Source organism: Planctobacterium sp. R6 (assembly GCF_055755215.1).
Window position 1 is genome coordinate 39,336 of the sequence record NZ_JBVTQY010000003.1, and the last position, 17,439, is coordinate 56,774.

General features: G+C 49.9%; 15 protein-coding genes. 3 read left to right on the forward strand and 12 right to left on the reverse strand.

Annotated elements, in window-relative coordinates; all coding sequences use genetic code 11:
* Window positions 1–20: 20 nt before the first annotated feature.
* From AC0J20_RS03075 to AC0J20_RS03085, 3 genes are all read right to left on the reverse strand, one after another.
* Window positions 21–1,646: an HAD family acid phosphatase gene (locus AC0J20_RS03075; RefSeq protein WP_229530288.1), complete on the reverse strand. Its 1,626-nt coding sequence runs from the start codon at window positions 1,644–1,646 to the stop codon at window positions 21–23.
* Between the two features lie 191 nt (window positions 1,647–1,837).
* Window positions 1,838–2,233, reverse strand: a complete 396-nt coding sequence (locus AC0J20_RS03080; RefSeq protein ID WP_473020561.1) for a MerC domain-containing protein — start codon at window positions 2,231–2,233, stop codon at window positions 1,838–1,840.
* 34 nt (window positions 2,234–2,267) lie between these two features.
* On the reverse strand, window positions 2,268–2,723 hold the full coding sequence (locus AC0J20_RS03085) for a Fur family transcriptional regulator (RefSeq protein ID WP_473020562.1): 456 nt from the start codon (window positions 2,721–2,723) through the stop codon (window positions 2,268–2,270).
* A gap of 207 nt (window positions 2,724–2,930) precedes the next feature.
* On the opposite strand from AC0J20_RS03085, the gene AC0J20_RS03090 reads away from it, so the two are divergent.
* Window positions 2,931–5,351, forward strand: coding sequence for a TonB-dependent receptor (locus AC0J20_RS03090; RefSeq protein WP_473020563.1), 2,421 nt, complete (start codon window positions 2,931–2,933; stop codon window positions 5,349–5,351).
* 34 nt (window positions 5,352–5,385) lie between these two features.
* Window positions 5,386–6,771, forward strand: coding sequence for a 5-methyltetrahydrofolate--homocysteine methyltransferase (locus AC0J20_RS03095; protein WP_473020564.1), 1,386 nt, complete (start codon window positions 5,386–5,388; stop codon window positions 6,769–6,771).
* 120 nt (window positions 6,772–6,891) lie between these two features.
* Here the strand turns inward: AC0J20_RS03095 and AC0J20_RS03100 are convergent, their stop codons facing one another.
* Entirely contained in the window at window positions 6,892–8,265 is a 1,374-nt protein-coding gene (locus AC0J20_RS03100) for a DUF4397 domain-containing protein (RefSeq protein ID WP_473020565.1), read from the reverse strand.
* Between the two features lie 179 nt (window positions 8,266–8,444).
* Window positions 8,445–8,807: a hypothetical protein gene (locus AC0J20_RS03105; protein ID WP_473020566.1), complete on the reverse strand. Its 363-nt coding sequence runs from the start codon at window positions 8,805–8,807 to the stop codon at window positions 8,445–8,447.
* 226 nt (window positions 8,808–9,033) lie between these two features.
* On the opposite strand from AC0J20_RS03105, the gene rarD reads away from it, so the two are divergent.
* Window positions 9,034–9,948, forward strand: coding sequence for an EamA family transporter RarD (rarD, locus tag AC0J20_RS03110; RefSeq protein ID WP_473020567.1), 915 nt, complete (start codon window positions 9,034–9,036; stop codon window positions 9,946–9,948).
* On the opposite strand, the gene AC0J20_RS03115 is transcribed toward rarD, so the two are convergent.
* The 7 genes from AC0J20_RS03115 to AC0J20_RS03145 all read right to left on the reverse strand — a co-directional run bounded on the left by AC0J20_RS03115 (window position 9,934) and on the right by AC0J20_RS03145 (window position 17,416).
* Window positions 9,934–11,181 carry a diguanylate cyclase gene (locus tag AC0J20_RS03115; RefSeq protein ID WP_324255630.1) on the reverse strand — a complete coding sequence of 416 codons (1,248 nt, stop codon included), beginning with the start codon at window positions 11,179–11,181 and terminating at the stop codon, window positions 9,934–9,936. The genes rarD and AC0J20_RS03115 overlap by 15 nt on opposite strands.
* 55 nt (window positions 11,182–11,236) lie before the next feature.
* Complete coding sequence (uvrD, locus tag AC0J20_RS03120; RefSeq protein WP_473020568.1) at window positions 11,237–13,405, reverse strand: DNA helicase II; 2,169 nt, start codon at window positions 13,403–13,405, stop codon at window positions 11,237–11,239.
* Window positions 13,406–13,556: 151 nt separating this feature from the next.
* On the reverse strand, window positions 13,557–14,072 hold the full coding sequence (locus tag AC0J20_RS03125; RefSeq protein ID WP_473020691.1) for a YbhB/YbcL family Raf kinase inhibitor-like protein: 516 nt from the start codon (window positions 14,070–14,072) through the stop codon (window positions 13,557–13,559).
* A gap of 119 nt (window positions 14,073–14,191) precedes the next feature.
* Window positions 14,192–15,118, reverse strand: a complete 927-nt coding sequence (locus tag AC0J20_RS03130) for a DMT family transporter (RefSeq protein ID WP_229530297.1) — start codon at window positions 15,116–15,118, stop codon at window positions 14,192–14,194.
* Between the two features lie 9 nt (window positions 15,119–15,127).
* The gene (locus AC0J20_RS03135; RefSeq protein WP_473020569.1) at window positions 15,128–15,592 is read right to left on the reverse strand and encodes a GNAT family N-acetyltransferase; all 465 of its coding nucleotides are present in this window, start codon (window positions 15,590–15,592) and stop codon (window positions 15,128–15,130) included.
* 36 nt (window positions 15,593–15,628) lie between these two features.
* The gene (locus AC0J20_RS03140; protein ID WP_473020570.1) at window positions 15,629–16,261 is read right to left on the reverse strand and encodes a Crp/Fnr family transcriptional regulator; all 633 of its coding nucleotides are present in this window, start codon (window positions 16,259–16,261) and stop codon (window positions 15,629–15,631) included.
* A gap of 78 nt (window positions 16,262–16,339) precedes the next feature.
* A complete protein-coding gene (locus tag AC0J20_RS03145) occupies window positions 16,340–17,416 on the reverse strand; it encodes an MJ1255/VC2487 family glycosyltransferase (protein ID WP_473020571.1) in 1,077 nt (358 codons plus the stop codon).
* Between the last annotated feature and the right edge of the window lie 23 nt (window positions 17,417–17,439).

Consider the following 17,439-nt stretch of genomic DNA (forward strand, 5'->3'; position numbering starts at 1 on the left):
CTATTTGCGGTTTAGCCGTGTTAACGCCAGGAGCCGTACATGGGGTTGGGCAACAGGAACAAGCTGCGGCCATGCTCTGGCAGCAACGCGCCAATATCTGCGTGTTCCTGGGTAACACCTGCAAAGTCTTCAATGTTATCGCCCACCTGGAACAAAATCTGATGAGGTTGAGCCCAACTGCGATTAATCTCCCGGGTTAAGGAAAAGCACCCGGCTTTGCCCTGGCGTACTTGCTGGCGACGCAGATCTTTATCGTTGTGTATGCCTGGTTGGCCAATCACCTCCTTATCCGCCGCCACCCGGCCCATCAAACAGGTGTTGTCGTTTGTCACTGGAACCTCAAGCGCCTGCAAGTTACGCCAGGTGTGGGCGTCCAGCGTACGCGGTCGATTGGTGATCAGCGCCACTTTACCGCCCTGTTGATACACCGCTTCCATAAAGGCTTTGGCGCCAGGCACTAATACAGCGTTTTCGCTTTCTACCCAGGCATTCCAGGTATCAGGAGCAAATCCGGTTCCCAGTGTCTCTGTTTGGCGTTGGTAAGCGGAATTGTCCAGAATGGTTTCATCCACGTCCATCACCACCACCCAGTTGCTGGTTTCAGACGATACCGATTTGATGGCTTCAGTGGCCTGGCGGTACATGTCTTCGGTTAACAGTTGATATTCTTTGCTGCGGGTGAGCCAGGTAACCGCTGTCGAATAAGCAGGTTTTTCTGCAAACAGGGCGGTGGAAATTGCACAGTGATCACTAAGCATGGCCTCGGCTTCCATGTTGTCAAACTGATGCACCTGTATTGAATTACTGGCCACCTGGGTATTCATGCCCCCCACCAGAATATGATCGATAGGTGCCGGGTAACGCGGGTGACAGCCAATAACATCGCGGGTTGCCAACCGGGTCGAGCGGTTTTCGCTGAACAGCAACCTTGACAGGCGATTGTACGGCGCCGACATGCGATGATTAAAATCGCCTAAAACCGCATAGGCCGTGCCCTGCGCTTCGCGCTGTGCAATCCAGTTATCGAGAATAGGCGCTTGCCGCGCGTAGATTTGGCAAGACTCAGAATCACTGCTCAGGTAATCATCGACAAAGCAGCCGCTTTTCATATGTACGTTTAAAATGTCCAGTGGTCCGTTAGGCGAAGCCACCTGGATGACTAGTCCGTAGCGCAAGCCGGGCATATCCAGCGCCAGCTCTTCAACATTGTCTGTTGCCAGTACAGCTACGGATTTTTTGACGGCAAAGGCCACTTTTTGCTGGGTAGAGGTAAAGCCACTGCCCCGGCACTCATAGGACTCGCTGTCCGGTCTTTGCGATACGATGATCCGCCAGTCACTGTCAGGAAAAATTTGCGCCATGGCTGTGGCCGAAGCGACTTCCTGCAGCGCGATAACATCGGCATCAAGACTTTCGGCATAGTGCCTGAGTGCAACAATCTCCTGTTCAGTACGCGGTCTGCACCCTGTGTCCTGGGGATACGCCAGATGTTCAATATTCCAGGTCGCTATCCTCACCGGCATGGTAACGTCAGTGGCTTGCACCACATCGTCTGCTTTTTCCGGCATGGCGAGTGCATTATTGCTGGTGCATCCAACGGTGAGTGCCAGCAGAGAAGCTAAGCCGAACAAACGCATTGTATTCATAAACATTGGCCTTTTTTAATCCTTTACTTAACTAAGCAACCTTCATTATGAAGAATTGTTAGGTCAACACAACCTAAATGATCCCGTCACCTATACCCCATCTTGCCGCTAAGAAAAAAGCGCAAAACCCAATTTATCGCTAAGCAGTTGCCCATGTTAGCATCCGCTCATTGCGGGTTTAAGAGGCCAGCCTATGGCGCTTCTGGCTGCTGACACTGGCGTAATCGATAGTTGCGCAGATGCCCCCAGGCTATTGCCACAGAGCCCAGTACAGTCAACAGAACTTCGCCGGTTTCCCCCAAATAATCGTGCCCAAACAGAACAGCCGCCAGCAACAATCCAAGCCCTGTTACCCCAACGGTCAGCACCGCAGTCTGACTGTGTCTACGGTAGCCGACAATCAACGTAATCAAGCTCAGCGGCACGATGAGGTAAAGCAATCCGATGTGAAAAACCTCATCATTCAGTGCTAACAGGCCGGTTAGTGGCGGCAGGATCAATAACAACAGGGGTAAAAACAGACAGTGCAGCAGACACAGAAATGAAAGTCCGACGGCTGCCTTATCGCCAATTTGCTGTAACTGCATTTTACTGTTTTCCTTATATTGTATTCGTCGCCTGTCACTGACAGCGACGGCAAATTCCGGTGATTTCTAATTGGGTATCAGTCATCAAAAACCCGGTGTTTTCGATGGTGCTGGTCAGTTGATGTACCAGATTTTCCGCCACCGGAATTTCTTCAACCTGCTGGCAGGACTGGCATATCACAAACATGGAAAACGGATGGTGCTGACAGGTTAACAGACTGGAGCAGGCCACATACTTGTTTGCCGATTGCAAGCGATGGACCAGTTGGATGGACTCCAAAAACTCCAGAATTCGGTATACCGACATCGCCATAATGGCTGGCTTGTTAACCTTGTTGTATGCGTGAGTCAGCTCATAGGCAGACAGCGGACATCCGGCTTTGAGTAATAATGTCAGAATCCGTTGCCGCTTTTCAGTGAGCTTCCGGCCAGTGTGCTGGCAGGCACGCTTGTCGGCCAAAATAACATCGTCTGATAACTTACGGCTCACGCGGTCCTCTTCTATTGGCAATGCTGTCGAATCTGACCTGACAGCAAGCAGTTCTGACTATCTGTTGCCGGCCAATTTCGGGGTCATAAATGCCCCGGTTATTCGCAATGCTCACGCCGTTTTTAAAAAGTCAATTTGCTTTCCGTTTTGAGACAATATAACATCGCCCACAGCATGATACAATATAACATTACTTAGAGGTTTGGAATGCACAGAATTACCAAAGTTGCCGCCCTTATTGGCGCTTTGTTACCTGCCAGTGTGATGGCACAAACGATTGAAGGTGTGGTAACAAATGACAAAGGCAATGCCGTTGTGGGTGCCAACGTAGAGGTTGAAGGCGCAGGGATCACCACTAAAACGGATGCACAGGGACGCTTTGTGTTACAAAATCTTTCAGTCGGTGTGAACGAAATACACATTTCAGCGAAAGGCTTTGCCCATCTGCATCAGGATATTACGCTGAGCGATAATGCGACGCAGCAACTCGCGCTGACACTGATACGCTCACCGATAGAAGTTATTGATGTTGTGGCTACCCCTGTGCATATGTCGGTTATGGAATCCGCCGCGCCGGTCAGTGTACTGGGTGGCGACACGTTGCGCCGACAACAGGCAGCATCGTTAGGCGACAGTCTGGAAAAAGTCGCCGGTGTGCACACTAATTTTCACGCCAAAGTTGCCAGTACGCCAATAATTCGCGGTTTAAGTGGTCCCCGGGTACTTATCGCACAAAACGGATTAGACAGCAGTGATGTGTCTCGCGTTGGTCCGGATCACTCTGTGGCTTCTGAAGCATCAACCGCACAACAAATTGAAGTGTTACGCGGGCCGGCCACCCTGTTTTATGGCAGTGGTGCTATCGGTGGTGTGGTCAACGTGGTTGACCAACGCGTTCCCACTGATTCCAGTACCCGTGGTGAATGGTTGCTGGAAGCCAACTCGGCGGACGACCAAAAACTGGCATCGTTTAACGCCACTACCGGCACGGAATCCTTCGGCTTATACCTGGATGGTTACTGGCGCGAATCCAACGACTATGAAACGCCGGTAGCGCCAGAGTTGGAACACGATGAACATGATGAACATCACGAAGAGCATGGCAATGTGGTTGCCAACAGTGGCGAAGAATCTAATGGCTTTACTCTGGGCACCAGTTATCTGTTCGAACAGGGTTACATCGGAGTTGCGGTAGAGCAATTTAATCGTGAATACGGTATTCCTGGTCACAGTCACGGTGACGAAGAAGTGGATGTTTTTGCTGATCTGGAACAAACCCGGGTGCAATTGCAGGGTGAGTACAACCTGGATGGCGACTGGATCTCGCAAGTACAGCTCAGAGCCGGCTATACCGACTATGAACACGCAGAAATTGAAGAAAATGTCACTGGCACCACTTTCGAAAATGAAACCCAGGAATTGCGTTTAGATGTGATGCATGCCTCGTTTGGTGAGTGGAATGGCGGCATCAGCTTTCACTACAAAAACAGTGAAGTCGCTGCCCAGGGTTCAGAGGCGTTCACACCACCTTCAGAATCTGAAACCCTGGCGCTGGCCGTTATGGAAGAACGCCATTTTGGCAATGTGCTGGTGCAGTTGGGTGCCCGTGTCGAGCGTGTAACTTTGACGGCGGACAATGTGCTTCTGCCAGAGATTGAAGCCCACGGTCATGAAGACGAGCATGATCACGAAGATGAACACGATCACGAACACGACCACGGCGACGAAGTTTCTTATATCCGTGTCTTTGAAGCAGACCATGAATTTACGCCTGTCAGCCTGTCTGCCGGTTTAGTCTGGGACTTTACCCCTGGCTACAACCTGGGTTTATCGGTTTCTCGCTCTGAGCGTGCCCCATCGGCATCAGAACTATTGTCTTTTGGCCCTCATATCGGTACCCAGTCTTATGAAGTTGGTGCGTTATTTGCCTTGCATCAGGACGGTGACGAAACCCACATCGAGTTAACCGAGGATGTTATTGATCTGGAAACAGCCAACAACATTGACCTGACACTGAGGAAAACCCAGGGGGAAGTGGGCTTTGTTCTCAACGCCTTCTACAACCGGGTAGACAACTACTACTATCAAATCAATACCGGATTATTCGCGGAAGACGGGCATGATCACGATCATGAACACGATCACGGAGACGAAGGCCATGATGAACATTCTGGCGAATTGCCGGTGTATATCTTCCAGACTGACGACGTTATCCTGCACGGATTTGAAGCGCAGGTAGCCTGGCAGGCCACGGATACCTTCAAAGCGACTTTCTTCTCAGACTATGTCCGAGCCCGACTGGAAGACGGCGGCGATCTGCCGCGCACTCCGCCCCTGCGATTTGGTACGCAGTTTAGTTATGAACATCAAAATATCAGTGCTCACCTGGATGTTACCCGTTATCAGGAACAGGACCGCATTGCTGACGAAGAAACCGTGACCGACGGCTACACCCTGGTGGATGCCAACATCACTTACACATTGTCAGCGATGGGTCAGGATATCGATCTCTACCTGAAGGGTACCAACCTGACCGATACCGAAGCGAGAGTTCACTCTTCGTTTTTAAAAGATATTGCACCACGCCCGGGCCGCAGCATTGCTGTGGGTATCCGAGGTTATTTCTAAATCTTTGCTAAAAATACAAAATAGGGAACAATTTATGACTAATTCATTCCAACTTAAATTGCTGGCGGCAGCGATCGGAACCATCTTGCTAACGGGTTGTGGTGACGCCGAAACAACGATTATTGAGCAAGATCCTATCGAAGTACCAGATGATGATCACAGCGATGACGACGATCATGACCACGGTGAACATACCATTGAGTCCATGGGTCGTCTGGCGGTATTGTCCGGTGAAAGTGCCAGTGTCACCATTTTGGATATCGAGCACAGTGAGGCGCTGGACAGCTTCGCCCTGATCCATGAATCTAATTCTCTGGCAGCTTCTGCGGATCTGCGTTATGCGGTAATCGCCAGCCGGGGACAGGATTACCTGGGTTTCATCGACAGTGGTCTCTGGCGTGAAGATCACGGTGATCATCTGCATGACTACGAGCAGGCCCCGGCTATGAGTGATTTTGAATTATCCGGCAGTCGTCCCACTCACCTCGTCAATCACGATGGCCAAATGGCGGTCTTTTATGACGGTGACGCAGATTCCGGTACACCCGCAGCAGTGCAGGTGCTAACGGATCTGGACATCAGCAACGAAAACAGCGATTTACCGACGTTAAATTACACAATCAATATGCATGGTGTTGCTGAGCCTCGGGGTGAGCACCTGTTATCCACTATTCGTCGCGACGACGCCGAAAGCACCTCTGGTGCCAAAATTCTGCCAGACCAGGTTGGGGTTTATCACCTGCACGATGGTGAGTATGAGCTGGAGCAGACTCTGGAACTGACTTGTCCTGACCTGCATGGCGCGGCGCAAAATCACGAGTTTGTGGTCTTTGGTTGTAGTGATGGTGTGTTGGTTGCGCATCAACACGACGACGAGTACGAAGCGGAAAAGATTGCCAATATCGACGGTCTGGAAGGCCTGCGTATCGGCACTATCTATGGTCATGAAGACAGTGAAACCTTTATCGGTATTGCCTCTGCACACGGCGGCAGCCACGCAATCCTTACCGCTATCAACCCTGAAGAAAACGAAATGGAATTGCTGGAATGGCAACCTGAAGCCAGCCCGGTAGCCTATGCGTTTTCTCACGGTGGTGAGCAGTTCCTGGTACTGGACAGCGCCGGATTCCTGAACATTTTGAGTGGACATGAGCATGATGGCCATATGCACTGGGAGCTGGAAACCCAGTTAGACATCACTGAAGAAGATGTTGCCAACATGCCAGAAGGCATGAACTTCAGCCTGACGGTCGCGCAAAACGGTCACTATGCGTATGTTTCAGACCCTATCGCTCAGCATGTGTTACAGATTCACCTGGAAGACATGGAAATAGAAGGTGATATCGAACTGGACTTCGCACCATCCAAAATCACCTGGTTGGGTATTGCTGAAGAAGCAGAAGAGCACAACCACGACTAATCTGATTTATTCTGCTGTGCAAAAGGCCGTCGCTGCAACAGCGACGGCCTTTTTTATGACAAGCCTTTTTGCGGTCAAACTTTTTTGCAAATAATCTTGTGTATAAGCGCAATCGCCAGCCTAATTAAAATCATCCATTAATATCAGTTGCGGAGGCAATCCGCCGCGTTCGGCATCAACTGCAATGGCGGTATATATGCTGCCCGCCTGCAAGGATAGCTGACCGGTTTCAATGGCGGCATCTTTGGTACCTGCCGCAGTCACAGTGACAAAATAATCACCCGCAGCCAGCTGCACATAACCGGTTTCCGTCAACATCGGGGTAGTAAAAGGCACACTGCTAAAAGCAGGATCGGCATTGTCGATGTCGCCATCTGTCGTCACATAGATATCAACATCACCCGCACCCGGCGAAGCGTGAAAGATACGCACCTGAGCTGCAGTGGCGATCCGACGCGGATTGTCCATTACGATGTCCAGCCCAACATCCGACAACACATTATTCGCTACCGCCGTGTAACTCTGGCCAATGGCAAGGCTGGCCGAAGCATCGTCTACCACCACAACGCCGTTGTTGTTTGCCGCCACGTCAATCAGGTAGTCCCCTTCGGTGACAGACAAATAATCAGTAGCCGCGGTAAAAGGTACGGCTTCAACCAGTACCACCTCGTTGTTGGCAATCACATCCACAGAAGGCCCGTTGGCAACCCCGTGTACCACCCGTAAGTTGGCTCCGGTGGCTTCATCCCATAGCAAAGATGACGCACTTCCATCGGCTACCAATAAGGTGACAGGCGAGTCACCGGCCCCCACGTTTTCAGTGGCAAACACCATAAGATCAGCTCCCGCCGTCAGGCTCAGCGTGCCGGAGTCATACACCAGGGTGTTGGTACCGGCAGTGGTGATTCTGATCTGATAGTCACCGGCGGGCACTTCCACCTGCCCGGTATAATCCATAAAAGCGGCTGTCGCAACGGGTTGCGCTGCACTTAAATCATCCCCCGGGGCAGTAACGTATACGTCCACTAAAGGCGCTGCGGGTGCAGCATGAACCACCTGCAAACGCACATTACCTGGCGTCACTTCGCTGAGGTCATTTTCAATGACCAGCGGGGCAATGTTTGCAGTCGCACCGATGGCGACCACATCGTAGGTTTTATCATTCTGCAAGATTAACGAAGCATCAATCACAGTGCTGCTGGCGTTTGCCGGTAACAGGGCATCAACCTGAACACTGTAGGTGTCAGCAGGTACTGAAATCCACCCGGACGAAGTCTGATAATCCACGGCTTCGAGGTCAGCGAGTATGGCGCCATTGGCCATAACATTCACCAAAGGAGCGTCAGGTGAGGCGTGTGTGACCCTGACAAAGGGGTCGCTGGTTTCAGGCTCCGGTGCCGGTGGGGGCGGTGTCACTTCAGGCAACTTATTATCATTGTCTGAACAGGCAAATAATACTGAAGTACAAATAGCAGTGAGTAGTAGTTTGGTCATGCTCCTCATGGCAATATCCTCTTGTTACTGTTTATTTTCGAATAAAAAATTAGGCGAATAACAAGGCTAGCTACGCAGGAAATGACAGAGCAGATCACCAGGGGTAAAGGGGAGTACTCTGTAAAAAAGTATAGTGTTTGTTTTTGTGGGGCTGAGAATGGCCTTAACCGCCAGTACTGTTAAGTACCCGCCAGAGTAGTAATTACGCGCGATTCAGAGAGTTTGAGAGTTTGAGTGTTTGAGAGTTTGAGAGTTTGAGACGCACCTTCATTGGCGGCCAGATTGGCAGAGATATACGACAGCGTAAATTGCTGTGCCTCTACGGCGGAACGATATTCGCGAGCGGCAGCGATTGAACCAAAAGCGGTGAGCAGTACTTTTTCGCTTTTTTCTTTTAAATTCATGAGTTTTGACTCATCCAGCATCCAGAACAAAACGTCCATTGTATTCACTGACAGTTTAACATCCTTATGCTTAAGGCCTGTTGTATTTTGCAAATCCGTCGTCATATCCGTCAACCACACCATTTGTTTTGATGTCATCAGCATATAGGTTGAGCAGTGAACAAGCCGTCAACTAAAATGACAAAAAATGAATGTGAATAATGCCCTGCACAATTCTTATTTAGAGATATTTTTTACTCCAAGTGTGCAGTAAAGCTGACAGCTTAATTTAGTTTATTTCGCTATCACAAAGATCAATTCAACGCTTCCAAATCGCTGAATAGACTATATATTGTCTGTCTCGTAAACGTTTAAGAAAATACCCATGCAACGAGATCAAACTAAGGCCGGCGTATTGCTCGCTATTAGTGCCTACAGCATGTGGGGATTTGCCCCCATGTACTTCAAACTTCTGCAATCCATGCCCGCGCTGGAAATACTGCTGCATCGCATCGTTTGGTCAGTGGTAGTGTTGTTCGCGTTGATTTTAGTCTTGCGCCACCATCACAAAGTGGTCAGCGCCCTGAAAAACAAAAAAGTGGTAACAACTTTGTTGTTGTCCGGTTTGTTACTGGCCGGAAATTGGCTGCTGTTTATCTGGGCGGTTAACAATGATCACTTACTGGACGCCAGTTTGGGTTACTACATTAACCCCCTGTTAAATGTACTGTTGGGTTACCTGTTTCTCGGAGAAAGATTGCGTAAACTGCAACAGGTGGCTGTCGTTATGGCCACGATTGGTGTAGCGTTTCTGGTGATATCCGTCGGCAGGCTGCCCTGGATAGCGCTGGTATTGGCGGGCAGTTTTGGTGTGTATGGACTGATGCGCAAAAAGGTCGCTGTAGAATCCATCCCAGGCCTGTATGTGGAAAGTCTGATGATGTTGCCATTCGCCATCTGGTTTTGGTGGGCGATGGCGTCTCCGGCCAGCAACATGTTAAATAATAACAGTGAAATGAACCTTATCCTGATCGCGGCCGGGGTTGTTACCACAGCGCCCTTATTGTGCTTTACGGCAGCGGCCAGACGCATTCAATATTCGACGCTGGGCTTCTTCCAGTATATCGGCCCCAGTATCATGTTTTTGCTGGCTGTATTCCTTTATGGAGAACCGTTAGATGAAAACCGTTTAATCACCTTTGGTTTTGTCTGGTCTGCCCTGATCCTGTTTAGCTTTGATTCCTGGCGCGCTTACCAGATAAAAAACCGGCCTGTTCATCGGGAACTAGTCAAAGACTAACTGATTGCGCCCGTTTTGTTTGGCCTGATACAAGTTTTCGTCCGCCAGTTTGAGTGTCTCATCGGTGTTGCCGTTAAATCTGGCGGAAGCGCCGATGCTCACGGATACATTAATCTTATGAGTTTTATAACGGATTGCGGTAGAAGCAATTTCCTCACGCACGGCATCGAGCAATTGGCTGGCAGACGCCATATCCAGGTTTGACAAGTAGGCACAAAATTCCTCGCCACCAAAGCGCGCTACATAATGATACTCACAGTGTTTATTGAGTATTTGCGCCACCACCTTGAGTACGTGATCTCCGGCATCGTGACCATAATTGTCGTTTATCGCCTTAAAGTTATCCATATCAAAAATGGCAAAACACACAAAACCCGGCGCCATTCTCAGATTGGCCTTAATGCGGGCAAAAAAGTGACGACGATTCGGTAAGTCGGTCAGGTAATCCGTATTGGCGGCATGTTTAATCGCCGCAACGTTTTCAATGTGTTCAATATTCTGAATTACCCGGCAAAAGAACTCTTCGTGACAGTAGGGCTTGCTGATGTAGTCGTTTGCACCACTTTTGATAAACCGCGCAGACAATGCAGAACTGCCTTTACCCGAAACACCAATTACCGCCACTTCATCTTTGCTGAAGGTGTTGCGCAACTCGGCCACCATTTCCACACCGGTTTTATTTGGCATGTTTTCATCGGTGATCACCAGCCTGATATTATTGTGTTGCCGCAACACAGTGAGCCCTTCCTGGCCATCTTCCGCTTCATAGGTCACGAAATTGTGGCGGCGCAACAAAGAAGTCACCATCGAACGGCTAAGGCGAGAATCATCTACCACCAGCACACCGATTTTTTTATTTTTTTCCAGTCGCAATAACAACCGGCTGAGGTAATCGTAAACCTGGGCATTTTCTTTGGGTATGTAATCCACCACATCTTTGGACAACACCCTATCACGGGTGCGCTCATCCAGCCGGCCGGTAATGACAACGGTGGGAATAAAGGCCTGAATGGCATAATCGATGGCTTCGCCGTCTTCGGCATCGGGTAAGTTGTAATCCACCAGCGCACAGAGGTACTCCTCGGGATAGCTGGAGGCAAAGATCTGTTTCGCCTGCGCCAGATTCGCAGCTGTCACGGGTTCCAGTCCGGCTTTAGACACCAGATGGCTCAGTACTCGCATACTGGTGGGGCTGTCTTCGATAACGAGTACTTTGTGCTGCATCAGGGTCATTTTCTGCTCGGCGGTTTAGCGTCTAAGTATGCAATTAAATACCTGTTAAATGTTATTATACTTTAGTCAAACGTGCATAGCTCATGACCAGCCATTTGCTGCCAAATTCATCAAAATTGACCTGAATTCGTGCATGTTCGCCCTGACCTTCCATATTGATGACCGTGCCTTCCTGAAATTTGGGATGCTGCACCCGTTGCCCCAACTGCATACCGGAATCTTCAAACGCCTGGTGGGAAGCAGCGTGCTCATAGCGGTTGTAGACTGGCCGGGATATTGTTGTGCGCAGACGCACCTCTTCCAGACACTCCGATGGCATCTCTTTGATAAAGCGTGACATAGTGTGAAATTTATCCTGCCCGTATAAACGCCGACTTTCCGCCCAGGTCAGATAAAGTTGCTCCATTGCACGGGTCATACCCACATAACAAAGCCTTCGCTCTTCTTCCAGCCGCCCCGGCTCTTCCTGGCTCATTTGGCTGGGAAACATGCCTTCTTCAACACCGGCCAAAAACACCAGAGGAAACTCCAGTCCTTTGGCGCTGTGAATGGTCATCATTTGTACCGCATCCTGGTGCTTATCCGCCTGAGTCTCACCGGCCTCCAGCGAGGCATGCGCCAAAAATGCAGCCACAGGCGTCATTTCATCCGCTTCCTCGGGTACCACAAATTGTTTGCAGGCGGTTACCAGCTCTTCCAGGTTTTCAATTCTGGCCCGGGCTTTCTCTCCCTTTTCCGCCTGATACATGGCATACAATCCGGAATGGCGAATAACGGCATCACATTGCTGTTCCAGCCCCATGTCAGCAAAATCTTCCTGCATGGTGAGCACCATATCAATAAAGCTCTTGATGGCGTTGCTGGCCCGCGAAGCGAGGCGCTTTTCGGCGATCATCAACATCGCGGTTTGCCACAATGACTGCTGATTTTCACGTGCCAGCTCCCGGATCTGACCCAGAGTTTTTTCACCCACGCCACGTGCGGGTACATTCACCACCCGTTCAAATGCGGCATCGTCCAGGGGATGATTCATCATACGCATATAAGCCAGTGCGTCTTTGATTTCCTGCCGCTCGAAAAAGCGCATTCCACCATAAATGCGATAGGCGATAGATTCGTGCAGGAGGGCTTCTTCCAGAATACGGGACTGGGCATTGTTGCGGTATAAAATGGCACAATCCTGCAGGGCGTTGCCCTGTTCAAACCAGGATTTGATTTTAGAAATGATAAATCGCGCTTCGTCCATTTCGTTGAAACCGGCATAGACTTTTATCAGCTCGCCTTCGCCTTGTTCGGTCCAGAGCTCTTTGCCCAGGCGCCCCTGGTTATTGTCTATTACCGCATTGGCTGCTTTCAGAATCACACCGGTGGAGCGGTAATTTTGTTCCAGCCGTATGGTTTCTGCACCGGGATAATCCCGCAGAAAATGATGGATATTTTCGATGTTGGCACCACGCCAACCGTAAATTGACTGATCGTCATCGCCGACAATCATGGTGTTGTTGCCTTCGCCACTGAGCAAACGCAGCCAGGCGTACTGAATATTGTTAGTATCCTGGAACTCGTCCACCAAAATGGCGCGAAAACGACGTTGATAATGGGCCAGAATCTCGGGGTTGTTCACCCACAACTCATGAGCCCGCAACAGAAGCTCGGCAAAATCCACCAGCCCGGAGCGATCACAGGTTTCCTGATACACTTTGTAAATCTCAGCCATTTTTTGCTGCGTGTAGTCATCCCGGGTATCAATCTGATGTGGCCTTAAGCCCTCGTCTTTGTTGCCATTGATATACCATTGCACCTGTTTCGGGGCCCAGTGTTTTTCATCCAGATTCATGGATTTCAAAATCCGACGGATCAACCGATACTGATCATCCGAGTCCAGGATCTGAAAGCTGTCAGGCAGATTTACATCTGCATAGTGAGCACGCAGCAGGCGATGGGCCAGACCGTGAAAGGTGCCCATCCACATGGTATGCAAAGAGCGCCCCATTAACTCTTCCACCCGACCACGCATCTCGCGGGCAGCTTTGTTGGTAAAGGTCACGGCCAGAATGTTGTGCGGAGCCAGCCCCTCAACATCCATCAGCCAGGCAATTCGGTGCACCAAAACCCGCGTTTTACCACTACCGGCACCCGCCAGCACCAACATGTCCCGGGCTTGTGCAGCAACGGCACTGCGCTGTTTGTCGTTTAAGTTATCCAGTAGTCGCGAGACGTCCATGGCACCCCTGTTTTTATTGCCTGAGGAAAAGAAGTTGGGGCATTATAATCAAAAGCACTGGATATTTGTACAATTGTATTCCCGTCCGGGCAATACAGCACATGACACCAGGCGCTGCCCGGTTCAACAACCGGGCAGCACAGTTGCGGTATCAGCGTTTGTACAGGGCCTGCATCGTCACTGAATCCAGAGCGTTAGCCTGCACCATATAACCGGTTAAGGCCGCAGAGGCATCCGGCGATAAATCCAGCTTGCCAGGCAAGGCATAAACGGTAAACAGGTAGCGATGTGCACCGTCGTTCACCGGCGGACAGGCGCCACCAAAGCCAGCGCTGCCGTAATCATTGCGCAGTTGCATTGCCCCCTTGGGAAGATGTTCATCACCCACGGCACCGGCTCCGCTTGCCAAGGAAGTAACCTCAGCCGGAATATTGACCAGCTGCCAGTGCCACCAACCGCTGCCGGTGGGCGCATCCGGGTCATAGGCGAAAACAGCGAAAAACTTAGTCCCTTCCGGTGCACCTGACCAGGTCAGTTGTGGCGACTTATCTTCGCCGGAACATCCAAAGCCATTAAATACCTGAGCGTTTTTAAGAAAAGCGCCATGAGACATGTCTTCACTAAACAGTGTCATTTTTGCCAATGCGGGTAAAGACAAAGCGGCCATAGCGGACAACACAAGCGTTTTTTTAACTAACGATTTCAAAACAGACTCCTATTGAAAAATACGTTAATGAAAGATTCCGTTTGCCAGTTTGTCAGGAAATAATCTTCACCGAAAGTGTTTTAAGGTTTTTCAGAGGAAATGCACTCTTCATTAACCAGCGCTTTCGCCTTTTTCTGCTCGTGTATTGTTTGCCACAGAATCGGCGCAATGATCATCAGCATACCAACAGAAATCCAGATATCGATCGCTTCTTTAAAGATCCACCAGCCCACCAGTGCGGCAAAGATCAATCCGGAGTATTCCGCCAGAGCAATCGCGCCTGCTTCCGCCCTTCGATAGGCCACAATGCAGCACAACTGGTAACCACAAACACAAATGGCAGACCCCACCACCAGCACCAGCATTGAAAGGTTCAGAGGTCGCCAGTCCAGCAGGGCGAGCGCCCCCATCAGTGGTATCGATAACGTGGTTCCCCAAAACATAATTGCCAGTGTCGGTGTGCTGGCCGGGATAAAACGCACCAATAAATTGTGACAGGCAATGCAAAGGGCCGCTGCGAGTCCGGCAAAAATCCCGATACCGCCACTGTCGGGTTGCAAAGCAATGATCACCCCGGAAAAACAAAACACAATATTGAAGATTCGGTATTTGTGCAGCGGCTCCTTAAACCACCAGGCTGCCAGCAATAAAGTGAGCACCGGGCTGGCGTAAAACAACACATTCGCGGTCGCCAGCGACAATTCCGTCAATGCCAGAAAGACACAGGCACCACCTATCGCCGTCAGATTTGCCCTGAAGGTTTGCACTCTGGCACGCCGCAATATTCTGGCATCTTTGGGTAATTGCAGGAAAAACGGCAACAGACAAAGTGCCAGCAAGCATTGACGTAAAAACAGGTACTGGTATATGCCACTGGAACTGGCAAAGGCCTTTACAAATACGTCGGCCCCGGTGGCAAACAGGTTTCCGATCAACAAAAAACCAATGGCCAGCAACAGCGCAGAGACCACCGGTCGCCGCCAGATATAAAAAAGACGCTTATCCACGACTATCAGCTACTCGTTATGATCAGGTTTTCTTAGCATGGCAATGTGGGGAATATCGTCTTCAAGATAGACATCAGATACCGCTGCAAACTGGTGCTTGCCATAAAACCCCTGTAGATGTGCCTGGGCACTGATTTTAATGCCATGTTCCGGCCAGTGCTGATGGCAAACCTCCAGCGATTTTGCCACCAGAGTATGACCTAGTCCCATGCCGCGATGACTCTTCGCATTAGCGATACGACCCAGACTGGCGTATTCAGGATAAGCGGTGTCTGGTGCCAGCACTCTGGCGTAGGCCGCCAGTACATTACCGTCCCGGATCATCAGATGTTGGGTAAGTGGGTGTTTATCCAGATCATCGACGTCCTGGTAATAACAGGTTTGCTCCACCACAAACACCGCGATGCGCAGTTGGTAAATGTCGTGTAATTCATGGACTGACAGGTTTTCAAAGGTTTTAACAGTAATTTGCATGACTCATAGCATTGCTGGGAATAGATGGCGGCAAGCTTAGAGTGTCGTTGCCCTGCGCGCATTAACAATTGTTAACTGACCCAATCTTTTTTTAATGCGGCTAAAGCTTATCGGGGTTATCCCAAGGTAAGACGCAATGATATGTTGCGGCAAACGGGCCACTAAATCCGGATAGGTGTCGTAAAATAAAGCCACTCGCTGCTGCGGAGAGTTCAGCAATAAAAACTCTTCTTTACCTTCTTTGTGCATGTAATATTCGCTGACCACACTTAAATGAAACGCCTGCCATTTTGGGCATCGCTCTGTCAGTTGCAGATACTGCTGACGCGGAATTTGATACAGCACCGAAGGTTCAAGCGTTCTGACACTATAGGGATAGGGCACATTCGACAGTAAACTGCGAAAACCAAATATCAGGTCCTGTTCCCAATACACTTCCTTACAAAACGTTTTGCCCTGGGTCGTTTCAAAAAAAGCATAGAGCAAACCTGACTCAAGCACATACAGATATTGCTGTTGCTCATGAGCCAGCCATAAGGTGTGATTTGCCGGCAGGCTTATTTTGCGTACCTGCTGTTCCAGCGCGTCAGCGTTTAACGGGCCATCATAGTGAGTGCGCAGGCAGGCACTAAAGCCACTAATCTTGGTATTTACCGATGATTTAGTCATGTAACTCAGGTAGACGGGATTGCTTTGATCTGTTTTACCACGCCTGCCTTTTTAATACCAACGCCGCTGTTCTGCGGCTTAGGATTTCACCATACTATCCAGTTTGCGCTGCACGTTGTCAGGAAATTTCACCTGTTGCCACAATGCTTTGACTACTGACGCGGTATCCTGCCACTCACCTTTCACCAACCAGTCAATTAATGCACACGGATCACTGGGAAATTCGATGGCCTCGCCGGGAGGCAGATCCAACCATTGCTCCAGCTTTTCCTGATCCAAACTCATCATGATCTGACACAGTCCCAACGCATCCAGCGTTTTGGCATTAGACAGTTGCTCAAATTGCCCGTGCAGCGGCTTGATTAACAATTTTTTACCCAATTGCAGACACTCACTGGACAGCTCAAATCCACCGTTGGCAATAACCCCGGCGCAGCTATGTAACGCCTTGTGAAAGCCCGCTTTGCTGGTTTTACGCCAGGAGATGTGGCCCTCATCCCGCTCCTGTTCAACGTCGGGATGAAAACACATAAAGTTGTATTCACTGAGGCTTTCCAGCAAGGTAGAAATCTCTTCCAGACTTTCAAAGGGCAGATAAACCAGATAATGACTGCCTATGGTGACATCAGAAATCTGGTCTTCGATAAACGGCGGCATGATAGCGTGACCAAAGTGGTACCAGTGCACCCCTAAACTCATTTGCGTTGGCGCAAAATTGTTCATAATCAACCGGTCAATCACACTTTGCCCGGCTTTCGGTACATCATGTGCAAAAGCCGCCTGATGACTGATAGAAATAGAAGGGACTTTTTGTTGTTTAGCAGCCCAGGCACTGACCGGCTCAAAATCGTTCAGCACCAGATCATATCGGGACAAGTCTAACGCTTTAACATCCTTCCACAATTGTATCGGCCTTGCCTGAGTAACGGTTTTGAAGGGGTTTACCGAACCTTCTGAGTGAATAAAGGTCAACCCCTTGCGGGTTTGAAAGTCCCCAAAAACCTCCATATCAAAGTACTTTTCTTTGGCGCGCCCGCTAAACAGAAAATCCACCTCGACATCCCGTCGCTCTTCAAAGGCTTTGGCCATCACTCTGGCACGCGTAGTATGGCCGTTTCCGGTGCCCTGGACACCGTACAATATTTTTAATGTCATGTTGTTATGCTTGTCTGTAGAAC